The organism is Campylobacter corcagiensis, assembly GCF_013201645.1.
GTDB lineage: Bacteria > Campylobacterota > Campylobacteria > Campylobacterales > Campylobacteraceae > Campylobacter_B > Campylobacter_B corcagiensis.
The window spans coordinates 23,068-38,879 of sequence record NZ_CP053843.1 but is presented as its reverse complement, the minus strand read 5'-3'; the positions used below and the strand labels follow the sequence as shown (position 1 = coordinate 38,879).

Below are 15,812 nucleotides of genomic sequence, written 5' to 3'. Positions count from 1 at the left end.
ATTTATGATATTTAAATCATAATAGCTATATAGCAGGGGAACGCCCTGCCATATAGCAAACTCTAAGCAAAGTGGGAAACTCTCGCTTACATAGGACACGCCTAGCCCACCCCCACACTTAGAGTTAGCTACTTCATTCGGTGTGTATTTCAGTGGCAAAGCCACTGAAAGCAAGGGGCAAAGCCCCTTGCTACACACCGAATGAAGTAGCTAACTCTAAGTGTGGGGGTGGGCTAGGCGTGTCCTATGTAAGCGAGAGTTTCCCACTTTGCTTAGAGTTTGCTATATGGCAGGGCGTTCCCCTGCTATATAGCTATTATGATTTAAATATCATAAATAATTAATATTTAATTATCATATTTATACTAACTAATTATTATAAAATTAATAATCTTTTAAGAACAATAATGCTATAATAACTATTATTAAAAGGTTGAGAATTATTTATTAATTTTTTAATAATTAAATCATAATTAAAGGATATAAAATGATTTTAGCTAACGAAAAAGAACAAGATTTTAAAATAAGCGGAGGGCTTGACGAAAACTTAATAGAGCTTTTAGGTATTATGGAATTTCATAAGTTAGATAAAGAAGAAATGTTATCTTTATTAGAAGATGATGAAGTTTAGTAAGCTATAACTAATAATATAAAAAATAAATAATATATTAGTTTGTTTAATTGTAAATTTTTAAATATGTTTTTTATATTAATAATGATATAATATAAATATATTATAAAAATATTAATCAAATATGATTATTATATTAATCATATATAATTATTAAAGGAAAAAAATGATAGTAGTTTTTTCACACCCTAAAGGCGGAGTAGGAAAAAGTATGTTAGCTTTTAACTATGCTGTATTTTTAAGAAAAAAAGGAATTGAAGTTGCTATAATAGATTTAGACGGACAACACTCTATATCAAATTTTAATAAGATTAGAATTGCTTTTAATGTAACACCTACTTTAAATATTAAAACTTATGATAATACTAATGAGCTAGTAAGCTTTTTAAATCAAGTTTCAAGTAGTGATATGGTTATTATTGATACAGGCGGTTTTGATAGTTCAAACAATAGAATTGCTTTGGCATTTGCTGATAAAATTATAACGCCTGTATCTGATAGCCCTGTAGAAATTATGAGATTATTAAATTTTAGCAACATATTAGATGAAATTGAAGTAAATTTAAATCATAAATTAAAGACTTATGTAGTATTAAATAGAATACACCCTAGCTTAAAAAATATAGACTATGTAAAAGAGCCTTTTAAAGATAAGCCTGTTTATAATTTTTTAAATAGTGTCGTAAGAGATAGAGTAAGGTTTAAATTTTCAGTATCAAACGGAAATTCGGTATTTGATGAGCCTGAAAATATTAGAGATGAAAAGGCTATATTTGAGCTTAATAGCCTTTACAATGAAATTGAGAATATTATTATATCATAAAAATTAAGGAGTGTAAAAATGAGTAGCAAAAAATTATCAATAGAGGCACTAAATGCAATACAAAAAGGTAGTGAAGTAGTAGAAAAAACAAATAATGAAGAAGAGCAAATTAACAATGATGATATAGTAAGAAGAAAAAGACCTAGAAAACAATATAGAAATTTTAGCGTAAATTTTGAGATAGATGACTATAACAAATTCCAAATTTATTTAAATGAAAACGGAATAAACAGCGGTAGTGGCTTTATAAGAGAGTTGTTAAAAGAAAACGGAATAATATAAGATATTTTTAAATATTAGAGAGTTTAACTCTCTAATATTGCTTCTAAATTTTCTTTTAACTCATTATATTCGCTATCATCTTTAATAGGTTTTTCTTTAATAAAACCTGCCTCAATCATTTTGTCTTGCTTAATCTCTTTATAATACTCTTTAGCAAGTTCTTCTAAGGCTTTGCAAGTTTCATTATCTAATAAAGACACTTCAGCAAATACGCTTTTTATATCATTTTTTGTAGCCTTTATCTCTTCATCACAATGCAAATAGCTAGTTATTAATTCAGCTTCAATTTCGCCACCTTCTAAAGCCGTTCTATAGTCTTGCATAATAGAGTATTCAGTTTCTTTAGGATTTTCTTTCTCGTTAAAAATTTCATTTAACAAAGCTATTAATAATGGCATTTTTACTTTTTTAATATCGACATTACCCTCATTATCTCTCAAATCACAAATACTAGCAATACCCTCTTTAATGGTATTTTCACGCTCTTTTTTTAGTATTTCCATTTGTGATTTATTTTCATAGATATTTTTTAATTTCTCGTAAGTTTCTCTTACTTCTTGTATCTGATTTTCATCTAAATTTATTGTCATTTTTTATCCTTTATCTTTGTCTGTTTTTATTTTTATTTTCTGTTTTTTTAGTATCATTTTGTTTGTTCTCTTTGTTATCTTTTTGCTTCATCTCTTCTTTTATATCTTCTATAGCACTATTATCTATCTCTTTATACTCATCTAATAGTTTTTTCATATTGTCTATATCGTTATCATATTTTATAAAAGAAGTTATCATAGGCTTCATTTGAACTCTATCATTAAAATGTTTTACCGCCTTAAAAACATCTTCAAATATATCTTTTAATTTAATATCCGTTCCTTGTATATAAGGCAATATATATTCGCCTGAAGGTGTGTCTATTCCAAATTGCTGTCCTACAACATATGCAAAGCTTTCCGCTTCAGCTTCTTTTCTTCCTAGTGATTTAGGTGTTTCTTTATCTTCATATACTCTTTTATCTACATCAACTTTATGTATAATTCTATGACCCAACTCGTGAAGTAGAACTGATAATTGTTTTTCTACTGACAAAGAGCTATCTACAAAAATTTTATGTTCTCCACCACTATAGGTATAATAACCTAATTGAGCTTCTTTTATCGGCTGAAAATTTATAGTTACATTTATAGCTGAGCTTATTTCATTAGCTATTATGTTAAGTTTACTTTTAGTATAGTCTATAGTCTTTATATAGTCTATATCTTCATTTATAGCCTTTTTATAGCCTTTTTCAAATGCGTCTGTTTGTGATACATCAAATACCTTACCACTTAATCTAAAGCTTGTTGTATATTGTGGTTTTCCGTCTTCATCTTTTTTTTGTATTTTTTTGCCGTCATCATCAAGTTTAACAATTACTTTTGGTTTTCCATTTTCATCAGTTATTGTTTCTGTTTCCCATACAGGCGATTTTAAAGGCACATATATCATTAAAGGCTTACTATTTTTATCAACCTCAACATTGAGTGAATTCCAGTCTTTTTCTGATTTAATAACACCAGTATAAGGCATATTTCTACCTTGCATTTGTCCGAAAATAAGTTGATTATTATTAAAGCTATAGTTATAAAGATTTTTAAACTGCGAGATAAATTCATTATATGTTTTTACGGCGGCTTTAGCTGTTACAGGATCTTTCATTCGAGCTTCAAGTCTTTCAAATGCTTTTGTTGTTAATTCTTTTATTCTCTCATTTTTTTTAAACCAACTATCGGTTTTTGCTTCAGCTTTTTCTCTAACTTCTACTTTTTCTTCTATAGGAAAACGCCTAGAAGCATTATACATATAACCTAATATATTATCAGCTTCTTTACCTTTTTCTAAGCTTTCTTTAAATTTTAATTTTATGTCTTCATTGTCTGTATTATCAACATAATCTAAAATTTGTTCTACTGATATTTTTCTATTACTTCCGTCTTTGTTTCTATAACTAAAAGTATTATTTTGATTAATTTGATTTTCTTCTATAAAGCTAATTAACCAATTTTTAAAGTCTTTTTCTTCCATTTTTAGCCCCTATCTTTGTTTTTTAACATTTGAATTTTTATTTTCTTGTGTAGACTTATTATCATCTGAATTTGAAAAAATATTATTGAAATCGTTGCTTAGATTTTTGATGTTTTCTAAATTATCTTCTAAAGATACATTTTGTTTTTCATTTTCATACTCTCTTATATCTTCTAAAATATTAAAAGCATTAGGGTTTCTTTCTTGTGTGAGTTTTCCGTTTTCATCAGTTTCTAACGGTATAAAATAATTTGAACTAAGAGATGAGAAAAGCATAGTATTATCATCAAGGCTAAATAATCTATCTAAATCTGATTTTAACATTTCCATATTTGTTCTATCAAAAGTATTGTATTGCAATAATTCTAAAAGGTCAGCTATTTTATCTTCTTTTGATATTAAGCGATAATCAGCTTTCTCAAATGTATTATCACTTACCTTTATTCGTTCTTCTTCACCCTCTTTTGGACTATAAACAATAGTATTTTCATCTAATACATAATAGCAATCTACTTCTTCTTTGCTGTTTTGCGTATTTTCTTCATTATCTGTATTTTGTTTGTCTTGGATGAATTCTGTCATTTTTTTTGTAACTATTTCATTAAAGAAATCGTATAAATTTAGCTGTTTTGCTTGATTTGTTACAGCTTTTTCAAATTCTTCTATAAAGCTTTTTTGAAGTTCTTTTTTAAAATTTAGTTTATTTTCAAAATCTAGACTAAAAAATTTATCTATATTATAATCGTTACATTCACTAACGACTAAGTTATCTTTTTTGCTCCACTTATAATTTTTGTTATCAATAGTGGTTTCTAGCCCCTCCAAAGATATAGCTAAATATTTTGTAAATTTCGTTTCATCTCCGTATCTATCAATTTCTGTAAAGATTTTTGTACCCGTATCTTTTACGATTTCTGCTTCTTTATCATTATCAAGATAAAATTTTTCAGCATATATTTTAATATCTACTTTAGTATCTAAACTTGTTATATTATTTTTATCTTCTATAAACATTTTAAAACTCCTACAAAATAAAACTAATTTGTAAAAGTATATCAAATATTTTTTAAAATTGTATAAATATTACAATTTTTTTAATTAATTTTATTATTTTAGTAACTTTTCAATTTTTTCTAGTAAAAATAATATCTCTTTTTTTTCAGCTAGTTCTTCTTTATATGCTTTTAATAGTTTTTCAAGTTCTAAATTTTGAGCTTTTATATCTTCTGTATTTTTGTTAATTTCTTTGATTAGTTTATTGTTTATTATATTTGTAGCATTGTCTATTACATTTGAAATTTGACTACTAGAGCCGTTAAAACCTGCATTTATATCGCCTACACAAAGGCAACCAAAACAACTGCTAAAAAGCATAAAAATTATTAAAAATATTTTTTTCATCTTAATTAGTCCCCTCGTTATTTAGTAATTGTTTTAATCTTTCAAATTCTAACTCTAAGCCGTATTTTTCTGTTGTTTCATCAACTAATAAAATCTTATGTCTTTTTAAAAGTTCTTTTTTTAATTCATCATTTTTTAAAATTCTATCTACTACGCCGTTTTTAATTTCATTGTATCTTTTTACGATATTATCGTTTTCAGTTTTAATTTTATTGTTATACTCATTAAAAGCTTGATTAATTCCGTCTTCACTACTACTACTCCATACACCACCAAAACCGAAATTTAAAAGCAATATTAATGATAAAAATATTCTCATTTTTCAGCTCCTTTTGTATTAATTACATTTTGCAACATATTAATTATTTCAGCATTAAAAATTCTTTTTTGTTCTACTTCGGCTTCAAGTTCTAATAACTTTTGATTTTGTATAAGAATGTTTTTTGAGCTTACTTCTAGTTCTCTATGAGCTTTGTAAATTTTGTCTATAATTTTTTGAATTTCTGATATCGTTTCTTTATCTAATGCTTCAAACTTACTCAAAGTTTGATTTCCGAGCCTTGCACCAATACCCCAATCTCTACAACCGCCACAAGCACCGCCACCACCTGCACCTGAATTTATTTCAGTAAAGCCCCCTGTTTCGCCTTGATAATTACCCTCTTCTTTATCTTTTTTGACTGCTTCTTCGTCTTTATTTATATCTTTAGTAGGATTACAAGCATTGCTAAGCAATTGCTCTTTACTTACTTTCATTGCATTTATTAAAGTTTCATAGCATATATGTGAGCCGTCTATTCCATTGCTAGCATAATAACTAACATAACAATTAGATTTAGATATTAAATTTCCTGCTATCCTAGTGCCTTTTTTTACAGGCATACTAGCCCATTCTCTAGCGGTATCTAACGCCCCTGCCTCCAAAGAGCCATTACCATAAAAATAATTATTTATGCCACTTCTTTTTGATTTTGTAAGATAATCATCAAAGATTTTATCTTGTAATTTTTTTGTAAAATTATCTAAAGGGCTTATTCCTAAATAACTTATAGCTTCATCTAATACAGGTGCTTTATTATAATTTACTATTTGATAAGCCCCTACTGCAAACATTTTATTTTCTTTTTGATTTTGCACTACTTTTGCTATAGTCATATCGCTAAAATTTGCACTTGATTTAGATAAATATTCTTTACCACTAGAATTCACTTTGTAAAAGTTATATATATTATAATTATTTCCGCTTTCGTGTTGTCTTATTAGCTGTCCGTAAGGTGTATTTGATAATTTACAAATTTCATTAGCATTAGCTAAAGTAAATAATAAACTAGCATAGAAAAAAAGCTTAAATTTCATTTTAAATTATCAAGTAAAGATATAATTTCTTTACTTGCTCCACTGTTTCTAGCATAATCTAATAAACTTATTTGATTATAGTTTTTATCTAAAACTTTGTTTTTAAAGTTAAAATTTGACAAAGTTAAAACTTTCATACAGTTTATTGAGTTGTTGTCTATAATCTCTTTTGCAATGCTGTAAATGCTGTTTTCTTCTGAAAAGCTGTTTATATCTATATTAAGTTCGTTCAATACTTTTAACATTGATTTAAAGCCCTCATCATCATCTATTTTTATAACATCACTAAAAGCATTAGGCAAAACTTCCCAATGAAAATATTTATTAAGTTCAGCTCCTTCTCTACCACTACTAGAGTTTATGCTTTCTTTTACATTTTTAATCTCTACTAAATTTTTATTAAAAACTTCTGAATTAGATTTTATATCCAAATTTGCACCATATAAACTAAATGCTAAAAAGCAACTAATTAATACTATTTTTTTCATTTTTGCCACCTATCTTTTTTGCTGAATTTTCTTTTAAAATATCTCTATAAATCTTATAAGCTCTTTGTTGAAATTTTGATAACAACCTAAAAATAAACATATTATAAAAACCGCCGTCTTTTGTAAATTTAAAACCAAATTTATAATAGAGTATTATCAAAAGCAAATAAATTGAAATAGCTCTATCTAATGTTGAAGTTTTATAAACAAAATAACAAATAATTAAAGCGATTATATTAAACCCACTAGCAAATAAATAAACTACACCTAATTTTAATCTAAACTGCTCTTTAAAAAGCGTATTTGATAAGCTACCCTCTTTTTTATTAGTCATTTGACTACTCATTACCACTCCCTTTTATTTTCTTTGTAAAATCATTTTGTGAATTAATTAAAAAATGATTAAAAATCATAAATTCGTATTTTTCTAAATTAAATACATAATTATTTAAATTTAAAAGAATATGCTTCATTAGTTCTTTTTTATTTATAATAGTTTGATATTGCACCTTGTGAGTATCATTAACCCATTTATGCTCCTCTGCTAAATATTCTAAAGCACTAGGCGAATGTGCGAATAGAAAAAATGGTAAAAGTATTAATAAAGTTATCTTTTTCATTGTTTATTCTTCCTTATACTATTTGACCTGTTTTTAGCTGTTTACACTTTGTCATCTTCAAATTAAACACAAACCTACTCCGCTTTTAGCAAGTAAGTTAAGTATTTTATCTTGAGCATTATATAAAGCTTTATATTTATCTAAAAGTTCCAATTTCTAGCCCTTATATCGTGTGAATTATCAATATATAAATTTATTAGGCAGTCAAGTCGTTTTTTAAAAAATCTATTGTTAAAGCTATTGCTTTTTAATTTAGCTTCTTTTTCTTTTATAAACTCCACAATGTACTCATTTTTGATAATAGATAAATCTGTAAGCAAGGAAGTAGAATTTTGAAAAATTGCACTAAAAATCACTCTTGCAAAGTCTTTATTATCTATTTCTTTTAATAAGCTCTCAGGTGTAAGATTTATATTTCCCCAATAGCAAGTCTTTAAAATGTTATTTGCAATTTCTTGTTTCATTGTCTATTCTTTCTTAAAATCATCTTCTAAAAGCCATTTTTTATTTTTCTTCATAAAAAATAATGAATATGCCATAATAAACATTATAAGTAGCAAGGAAATTATAAATAAAAACAATAAAATAGTAAAAAATTTGCTAATATCTTCACTAGAACACATTAAAAAAAATATGAGAATTGAAAAAAATGTTGGAATACATAAAGATATTATTGTAAAAAATATCTTTAAAAATCTCGAATTAAAATCATTTCTATTTTTAGTTAAATTTTTTATAGTTAAAACTTCATTTCTTCCAAAAGGTAGATTTACATATAATAATTTTATTTTGTCTTTATCATCTATTATTTTTGAATTCATAAAGCTTAAGGTATAGTTTTTGTCATTGATATAAAAATTTAAATTACTATGATTATCTGTTTTTATATTTCTTCTATTTCCTGTAACATTTGTAATATCTTCTATATTTGCATCACTTACAATGCCTATTGTTTTGTTAAATTTAAACATTTTTACTCCTTATTATATATTGTAAGAATTATACAATTAATATTCTTAATTGATTATTATAAAATTCATAACTTTTTAATAACTCTATACTTGAAGACTATACCTTTCCAAATTTCTACTGAGTTGTTCTACCATATTATTAGCTCCACTATCATTTAATCCTATCATTTTCATAACCCAATTAGGTGCAGTTAAAATGATTTTCCACATAATATAAGTTGCTCCAATAGCTCCAACTATTTTTAACAATGTGCTAAAAATTCCCATAACCATAGTTAAAATTGTTTGATTTTGTAGTTCTCTCATCATTCCAAGTTGCTCTAAAGAATAAATCATAAAAATATCAGTAAAAAGTCCATAAATAAATAGTGCGAAATATATAAATATAACTATTAAAATAGGTTTTATAAAAATAGTTATTCCTGTTACTAAAAATTCAGTTATTTTATTTTGTCTTCCTGCAGTTAGAGAAAAAGCTGTAACAAATGGCGTTATATAGAAAAACTTTGCTAGCTCTATAATATATCCTAAAAATGCTAAGGCTGAAGCCACTATCGATACTGTCAATGGTATATATTGAAGTATTTGATTATACATTATCATAATAGTTCCAATTCCTGCTATAGTTCCACTTGCGTTTAAAAAACCTTTTAATATAGGTATATTTCCACCCCAAGAAGTAAAAAACTCTTTTATAACATTTAAAATTTCCCCTGCACCAGGCAAAATAAGATATGCCAAATTTCCCATAATTAATGCTATTTCTTCTTGCGCTTCTCCTCTTCCCATTTCTTTTCTATTTTCTGAATTTGAAGTGGCTTTTTCTTTTGAAGTTTGTTCTGTAATTTTTTTATTGTCTTCTTGTATTTGTAAAGCTATATCGTTATCTTCTATTAAAGAAATATTTTGCACTAATACATTCATAGCAGGTATTATAGTTGAATTTATCCAACCTAGTTCATTTTCTCTTTTATTTACGCTATCATTAATTTGTTTTAAAAGCGTATCAAGTTTATTATTTTTTATACTTTTTTCTAAAGCACCTAAATATAATTTATTTTGTCTTTCTAATGACTGATAAGATTGTAAAGAATGTTCTATGTTCTGACAACCTAAATATGTATATTTTTCATCTTTTCCATTAACATTGAAAAAATCTGTAGAATGGCTCTCTTGCATAAAACTTGCTATATTTGGGTATCTTTTTTTACACTCATCTAAGGCTAATTCATAACTAAGCTTTATCGTAGGTAAATTTAAAGCGTCTTCTCTTAAAATTTTTTCGCCCTCTATTGAAAATGCTCCCACACTAGAATAAAGTTTTTGCATATATGCTTCTGCACCAATAGTGCCTACTCTATCTGCAAAGTCATTACTTATATTAGCTGAAGCTCTAATCAATTTTTGTATAATAGTTCCGTTCATTCCGCTACTTTCAGGTATAGGCATAAAAAAAGTAGCAAAGGCTATCACAGGCACTAAAAAAGTATTTAAAACTCTTCCTTGATTATTTGCTTTTTCTATTCTTTCATTTAATTTTTTTATTCCTAAAACTCCGAAAAACCAACCGCCTACACAAACTAAAAGTATATATTGTAAAGCTGTATAAACATTACTCATATTTTCATAAAGCATAGAATAATATGCTAAATTTGACTTATTTAGATTATCAGTTGTAGCAATTAACATATCATCGCCTGTTATATCTGTTGTATTTGTTCCATAAACTGCCGTAGGGTCTTTTAAGGTTAGTCTTCCTGTAGCCTCTGTAGTTTTAAAATCAATAAGTTCAGGGTCTAGTGTAACAAGTCCTGCTAAAAATTTAGTAAGAGTGACATTATTTGGCTTATATGCTAAACTTGAAGCATTATCATAACCTTTACCATAGCTTAATAAAGTTTTTGGGCTAACTTTTTTATTTGTCATCTCTCTACAAAATTTATTTTTGGTATTTGCCATAATTCCTGTAGGGTTTGATAAATCGTTTTTATCGTAAATATCACAATAAGTCATACCACTCTTAGGGTCAAAATCTACAACTAAAGCTATAAAATTGTTATTTACTTTTCTACAAGTTGGAATACATTGCCTTTCTATAACCTCATCGTTTTTATCTAAAAACATTTTTTCTTGAGCTAAATCTTGCTGTGATTTTATATCATTAGCATTTAAAAAATTTAGCAATAAGAAAAAAATTAAAAAAATATTTTTTGCTTTCATTGCTTATCCTTACTATTTTTAATAGCGTTTATAATTTTTCTAAGTATTTCTCTATCGGTTAAAATTGTTTTTTTAGTATCTACTATAAATAAAATTCTTTTTTTATTTTTATCAATTTTATATCTTGCCAAAAATAAAGTTTTCGCATTGATTTCAGCTAAACTAGGTTTTATAACACTTTTTAATAATTTAGATGTATATTGCATAGATTTAGGAATTTCTAATTTTCTATAAAGCTCTTCATTATTAAAAAAATTCACATATCTAAAATTTAGTAACATATCACAAAATATTTCATAAAATTTATATGCGTATTTCCTTTCAAATTTAAGCTTTTTTCCATAATCCAACAATTCATTATTTTGTTTAATATGGTCTTCTAAAATACTGACTATTTCTTTTAGTAAGTATTCTAATTTTTCTTCTTTCACACTATTTTCCATATTTATAACTTTCTAAAATATTAGTTTTGCCTTTGTTTTTGGGTATTTCTATTAATACCTTGTCTTTCAGCATTTTTATTAATATCTTGCCTTTGTGTGCTTTTATCCATTAAAATATCTTCTAACTTTAAGTCTTTTTTATCGCTTTGAATTTGCTCTTTAATATCTCTTAAATTTTCTTCGTATTTTTCGGGATCAAATTCTTTTAAAATTTCTTTAAATTTATCGCTTTCAGCAATAGCTAAATTTAAATCTTTACCTTCTGCCCTTGCTTCTTGTATCATCTTAATCAATTCTTCAGCCTTGTTTGCATTAGCCATTGCTTTGTTTTCATCAAAATATTTTTTTAAATTTTGTGCGTCGCTAAATATATCTTTTGCTAAACTCATTAAAATAAGTACCATAGCTTTACTTGATAAAACATCATTAGAATTTAAATTTAAATTTGTTGCTTGTCTTCTTTTTACTCTATCTTGCTTCCTTGCTGTAGTCCTTGATTTAAAGCTGTCATAAAAATTACTCATTTTATCCCCCTTAGAAAATACCTAGTATTTTTTTTCTTTTTGGTTTTGCATTTTGGCTATTAAGTCGTTTTGCTAAAAGCTCTTCTACACTTTCAAGCAATCTTGTTTCACGTTCTGTAAAGTCATCACTGATGAGCTTTGAAAAATAATCTACTTCAGAATTATTTTTATTATTTTCTGCAACTTTTGAATTCTTATCAATTTCTTTAGCAAATTCTCCAAATTCATCTTCCATTTCATCTATATCGGTTTCAATGTTTTTTACTGAATTTTTTAAGATTTTTATTTCATCTTTGAAATATTTTGCCATTGAATTTATATCTATTCTTATGTTTGTCATTACATTAGTAAAGTTCTTAACCATCTCTTTTAGATCTTTATCACCGTCTTCTAGTTTTTTTGTAAAATCTTCTACACTTTTTATCTCTTTACCCATTGTCTATTTCCTTTATTTTAATTATTTTTAGCCTATTTAATTAATGCTTCAATTTCTTTTCTAGCACTAGCTCTATCAAATTTTTCATTCATTATTAAAGCTTTTTGTTCTGTTAATAATAAAATATTTTTTCTTTTTTCATTTTCTACTCTGATTTTTGCTATTGCGTCAGCTTCTCTTTTAATTTGCTCTTGTATTTTTACAACTGCTTCGATTTTTTTATCATTCCTTAATAAATCGACCATTTCTTTTGTAGGATAAACAAAATCACTACTTTTTCTTATTTTTTCTAGCTCGTTTGCTTCTCTATTGTTTTGCATAATATCTAAGGCTTCTATAGCTTTTTGTGTAATTTCATTAGCCTTATTTTTGGCTGCACTGCCTTGCAAATTTTGAATTCCTTGTTCTAATGCAATAGATAAAGCATAAGGCGAATAAGAAATTAAATCTTGCGTATGACTTTGTATTAATGTATCTCTTTCTTTAAAATAAGCTTCTTGGTCTTTTGGTGATTTGCTTACTATATCATCTAATGTTACTTCATTAATACCCTTGCCTGTATCTTTTGCTATATCATCTAAAAGTTTTAAATTGTCTTGGTTATTTTGTAAAAAGCTTGTATTTGCAATGCTTTTATCTTCTATAGCCTTTTTAATATTTCCATTTCCACCACTACCATAATGAGTTTTTGGAGTTTCACCGCCTGTATAAGTTCCACCGCCTATATCTTTACCTCTATTTTCAGTAGTGCTTATTGTTCCACCGCCTTGTTTTTCGGTTTTTTTACCACTACTGCCACCAAAATTGCAATATTCTTGCAAAGGTATTCTATGGTTGTTATAAATTCCCTTTCCGCATATCTCTATTTCATATCCCATATCAGGTATTAAAGAGCATATATTTGCTTTACTTGTTTTATTTGGTAAAGGAATACATTGTGATAATGTTCCTTTGCTTAACTTATCGAGTTCGTTAAATTTTTTCCATATAATATCTAACCCTCCTAAAGCTTCGTTTATCCCTTTATTTATCTCTTTACCGCTTAATTCATTTAATGGGTTAGAAATAAGCAAAGATACACTACAAATTAAACTAAAAACTATCTTTTTCATCTTAAACCACCTCTTTTTCTATTTTTTTATACATTTTATAAACTTCTTTTAAAAATAACTTCTTAGGTATATAATCGGTTAATGGAATAGGTGTTGTTTCTTTTTCTTTATAAGTTATTTTCTTACCGATACTTAATGAGCTTTCAGTTGTGCTAATAGCCCTGTAAGCCTTTCCGTCATTAAAAACTATCATTTCGCCGTTATTCATAGCGATTACCTCTTCGTGTTTTACTGCCTGTTCTTTTTCAACTTTATATCTATCTTCTACGCCTAAACTTCCTTTAAAACCTGCTCTTCTATCAGCAAACTCCATATCTATATATTTTTTTTCTTTTACCATTTTTGCATAAAATTCAGTTGCTTCAGGGTTAATATTTTTCATCAAAATATGAGTTCCCGTAGTGTCTTTTATTTCGCTTAATTCCGTGCTTTCATTTCCTACTAATTTACCAACTACATTTATTTGAGCTGGACTTTGAAAAATCGGAATAATAGAAATTCCTAAAGCTCTTGATTTAGACATTAATCTTCCAAAGCCGTCTATTATGTAGCTCCCTATTTCATCAAACCAACAAACAAAAGGAATTTTCGGTTCTACCGCTTTTTCCGCTTTTTCAGCAGCTACACCTTTAATAAGCCCTAAAATAAGTCTTCCTAAGTCTTTTGGAGTTGTATCACTTGCCATAGTTGGTAAAGTTACAAATATAAATTTATTTCTTTGCACCGCCTCCCACATACTAATTGTAGGCGTTTGAGTATTAAAAACTCTTCCATAATCACTCTTTAAATTTGTGATAATACCTCGCCAAGCTTGAGCTGACATACTAGCGTCATAAACACCCTGCAAATCTGTATTCTGACTAGCGTCTAAGCATTGTTTTTCAAAATCTTCGCCTTTTTTTCTTAAAAATTCGTTGTAGTCGATAGCAATAGATGAACTTACAAATTGTATATAGTCTTCTATTGAAGTGCTTTCATAAGCCTTACTTCTGTATTTCAAAGCGTCTTTAACAAGTCTTCCTAAAGTCATATATTCAGCCAAAACACTAAAATCAAGTGGCAAACCCTCGTTATCTCTACGCCATACCAAAAGTTTTAAAATATTTTTGATATATTCTTTTTGTTTTGCTTTCCACTCGTTTTCTTCTCCTGCAAGTAAAGCTATAAGTATTTCATATAGTGCTTCTGCTCCACCACTTAATAAAGGATTAATTGTGTGTGTATTATCCATATCTAAAAAATTTATGTGTATAAAGTCGTCTTCTCTTCCTAAAGATACGAAAAGTCCGTAAATTTCCTTAGCAAATTCAGCCGTTCCTTTGCCATCCACACAAAGCCCACCACCGCCCAAAAGTGCGTGTTGTTCTATCATTCCTTTCATAAAAACTGATTTTCCTGCTCCAATAGTTGCCATTATTAGCACATGTCTTTTAAATTGCTCTGCATTAAGTAAAAGCGGTCTTATTAGATTACTTTTGTCTTTGCCTGTCTTTACAGCACTACCTTTTAGTTTTTTTGCTTCATATCCGATATTTATCATATAAGGCTTACTATTAGGGCTATTTTCTGTAATGTTTTCATTATCTTTATGCGTCTTATTTCTACTTAGATAAATTGCAAGTGATAAAACACATAATATACAAAATGAAGTTCTAGCTAAAAAATCTAAAGTATAATTGCCTTTATTAAAAATTATTAAAACACAACTTACTACTCCAATTAGGGTAATTAGATAAATTAAAATTCTAAAAAATTCATCTTTCATAAAAACTGATTTTATGGTTTCTCTATCAGGTTTAAAAAATCGTTCTTCTAAATATTCTACTTTTTCAGCCATTTTTTATCCTTATATTAGAATTTTTATTTGTTTTATTTTTTTCATCGTTCCAGATGTCATTAAAATCATTTTTAAGCTCTTTCATTTTTTCATCAAAACTCTCTTTTAGTAAATTTACTTCTTCTATTTCATTGCTGTTTTTATCTGATTTTGATATAATATTCTCATCTACAACTACAGAATGCAAATTTTTGCCAGGTAATTGATTTTTATCATTTACTAGCTCCCCTGTCGGCAGGTCTCGATGTGTAGAGGGTGTGGGGGTCTCTACCTGTAGTTGTTTTTCTATTTTAAAAAATTCTTTTTCTCTTTTTTTATTTGCGTGAAAAATAACATTTGTTCCACTATCATTTTCTATTGCTATTTCTCCCATTTTCTTTTTATCTAATACTTTAGCTCCTAAATAAGCACCCTCTCTTTTTGCATTTACTATAATTTTAGGCTCTAGTGCTACTTCTTGTATTACATTTATCAAATCTTCAATATTTTCAAACATTTCAGGGTGATTATCATATAGTTTTTTTATATCCGCAATAGCCTCTTTATCGCCTTGTAATACTTCAGCAAAAGCAAGTCCGAGTTTAAAAATTTTTAAATCATTCATTTT

At 27.0% G+C, this 15,812-nt stretch carries 21 protein-coding genes; 3 read left to right on the top strand and 18 right to left on the bottom strand.

Annotation, left to right across the window (positions count from 1 at the left end; genetic code table 11):
• The first annotated feature begins 487 nt into the window (after positions 1-487).
• From CCORG_RS08870 to CCORG_RS08860, 3 genes are all read left to right on the top strand, one after another.
• Positions 488-631 carry a hypothetical protein gene (locus CCORG_RS08870; RefSeq protein WP_161632388.1) on the top strand — a complete coding sequence of 48 codons (144 nt, stop codon included), beginning with the start codon at positions 488-490 and terminating at the stop codon, positions 629-631.
• 166 nt (positions 632-797) lie between these two features.
• Entirely contained in the window at positions 798-1,454 is a 657-nt protein-coding gene (locus tag CCORG_RS08865; RefSeq protein WP_025803844.1) for a ParA family protein, read from the top strand.
• Between the two features lie 18 nt (positions 1,455-1,472).
• A complete protein-coding gene (locus CCORG_RS08860) occupies positions 1,473-1,736 on the top strand; it encodes a hypothetical protein (RefSeq protein WP_025803845.1) in 264 nt (87 codons plus the stop codon).
• Positions 1,737-1,759: 23 nt separating this feature from the next.
• Here CCORG_RS08860 and CCORG_RS08855 read toward each other — a convergent pair whose 3' ends face one another.
• The 18 genes from CCORG_RS08855 to CCORG_RS08770 all read right to left on the bottom strand — a co-directional run bounded on the left by CCORG_RS08855 (position 1,760) and on the right by CCORG_RS08770 (position 15,809).
• Positions 1,760-2,326, bottom strand: coding sequence for a hypothetical protein (locus tag CCORG_RS08855; RefSeq protein WP_172658587.1), 567 nt, complete (start codon positions 2,324-2,326; stop codon positions 1,760-1,762).
• Between the two features lie 10 nt (positions 2,327-2,336).
• Positions 2,337-3,797: an ImmA/IrrE family metallo-endopeptidase gene (locus CCORG_RS08850; RefSeq protein WP_025803682.1), complete on the bottom strand. Its 1,461-nt coding sequence runs from the start codon at positions 3,795-3,797 to the stop codon at positions 2,337-2,339.
• 9 nt (positions 3,798-3,806) lie between these two features.
• A complete protein-coding gene (locus CCORG_RS08845; protein WP_025803681.1) occupies positions 3,807-4,811 on the bottom strand; it encodes a hypothetical protein in 1,005 nt (334 codons plus the stop codon).
• Between the two features lie 93 nt (positions 4,812-4,904).
• Positions 4,905-5,198 (bottom strand): hypothetical protein, encoded by a 294-nt coding sequence (locus CCORG_RS08840; RefSeq protein WP_025803680.1) that lies wholly within the window; start codon positions 5,196-5,198, stop codon positions 4,905-4,907.
• A gap of 1 nt (position 5,199) precedes the next feature.
• Positions 5,200-5,517 (bottom strand): hypothetical protein, encoded by a 318-nt coding sequence (locus CCORG_RS08835; RefSeq protein WP_025803679.1) that lies wholly within the window; start codon positions 5,515-5,517, stop codon positions 5,200-5,202.
• On the bottom strand, positions 5,514-6,554 hold the full coding sequence (locus CCORG_RS08830) for a hypothetical protein (RefSeq protein WP_025803678.1): 1,041 nt from the start codon (positions 6,552-6,554) through the stop codon (positions 5,514-5,516). Before CCORG_RS08830 ends, CCORG_RS08835 begins: the two co-directional genes overlap by 4 nt.
• Positions 6,551-7,042, bottom strand: coding sequence for a hypothetical protein (locus CCORG_RS08825; RefSeq protein ID WP_025803677.1), 492 nt, complete (start codon positions 7,040-7,042; stop codon positions 6,551-6,553). Before CCORG_RS08825 ends, CCORG_RS08830 begins: the two co-directional genes overlap by 4 nt.
• Entirely contained in the window at positions 7,020-7,388 is a 369-nt protein-coding gene (locus CCORG_RS08820; protein ID WP_025803676.1) for a hypothetical protein, read from the bottom strand. Before CCORG_RS08820 ends, CCORG_RS08825 begins: the two co-directional genes overlap by 23 nt.
• On the bottom strand, positions 7,381-7,662 hold the full coding sequence (locus CCORG_RS08815; protein WP_025803675.1) for a hypothetical protein: 282 nt from the start codon (positions 7,660-7,662) through the stop codon (positions 7,381-7,383). The genes CCORG_RS08820 and CCORG_RS08815 overlap by 8 nt, the downstream gene beginning before the upstream one ends.
• Before the next feature lie 140 nt (positions 7,663-7,802).
• The gene (locus tag CCORG_RS08810) at positions 7,803-8,126 is read right to left on the bottom strand and encodes a hypothetical protein (protein ID WP_025803674.1); all 324 of its coding nucleotides are present in this window, start codon (positions 8,124-8,126) and stop codon (positions 7,803-7,805) included.
• Between the two features lie 3 nt (positions 8,127-8,129).
• Positions 8,130-8,633 (bottom strand): hypothetical protein, encoded by a 504-nt coding sequence (locus CCORG_RS08805; RefSeq protein WP_025803673.1) that lies wholly within the window; start codon positions 8,631-8,633, stop codon positions 8,130-8,132.
• 84 nt (positions 8,634-8,717) lie between these two features.
• Positions 8,718-10,853, bottom strand: a complete 2,136-nt coding sequence (locus CCORG_RS08800) for a hypothetical protein (RefSeq protein WP_025803672.1) — start codon at positions 10,851-10,853, stop codon at positions 8,718-8,720.
• A complete protein-coding gene (locus tag CCORG_RS08795; RefSeq protein WP_152534271.1) occupies positions 10,850-11,284 on the bottom strand; it encodes a RepB family plasmid replication initiator protein in 435 nt (144 codons plus the stop codon). The genes CCORG_RS08800 and CCORG_RS08795 overlap by 4 nt, the downstream gene beginning before the upstream one ends.
• Positions 11,285-11,316: 32 nt before the next feature.
• A complete protein-coding gene (locus CCORG_RS08790; RefSeq protein ID WP_025803670.1) occupies positions 11,317-11,820 on the bottom strand; it encodes a hypothetical protein in 504 nt (167 codons plus the stop codon).
• A 10-nt stretch (positions 11,821-11,830) separates the two neighbouring features.
• Positions 11,831-12,256 (bottom strand): hypothetical protein, encoded by a 426-nt coding sequence (locus CCORG_RS08785; RefSeq protein WP_025803669.1) that lies wholly within the window; start codon positions 12,254-12,256, stop codon positions 11,831-11,833.
• Positions 12,257-12,288: 32 nt separating this feature from the next.
• A complete protein-coding gene (locus CCORG_RS08780; protein ID WP_025803668.1) occupies positions 12,289-13,368 on the bottom strand; it encodes a hypothetical protein in 1,080 nt (359 codons plus the stop codon).
• Between the two features lies 1 nt (position 13,369).
• Positions 13,370-15,205 (bottom strand): type IV secretory system conjugative DNA transfer family protein, encoded by a 1,836-nt coding sequence (locus tag CCORG_RS08775; protein WP_025803667.1) that lies wholly within the window; start codon positions 15,203-15,205, stop codon positions 13,370-13,372.
• Positions 15,198-15,809, bottom strand: a complete 612-nt coding sequence (locus CCORG_RS08770) for a hypothetical protein (protein WP_025803666.1) — start codon at positions 15,807-15,809, stop codon at positions 15,198-15,200. The genes CCORG_RS08775 and CCORG_RS08770 overlap by 8 nt, the downstream gene beginning before the upstream one ends.
• Positions 15,810-15,812 lie beyond the last annotated feature (3 nt).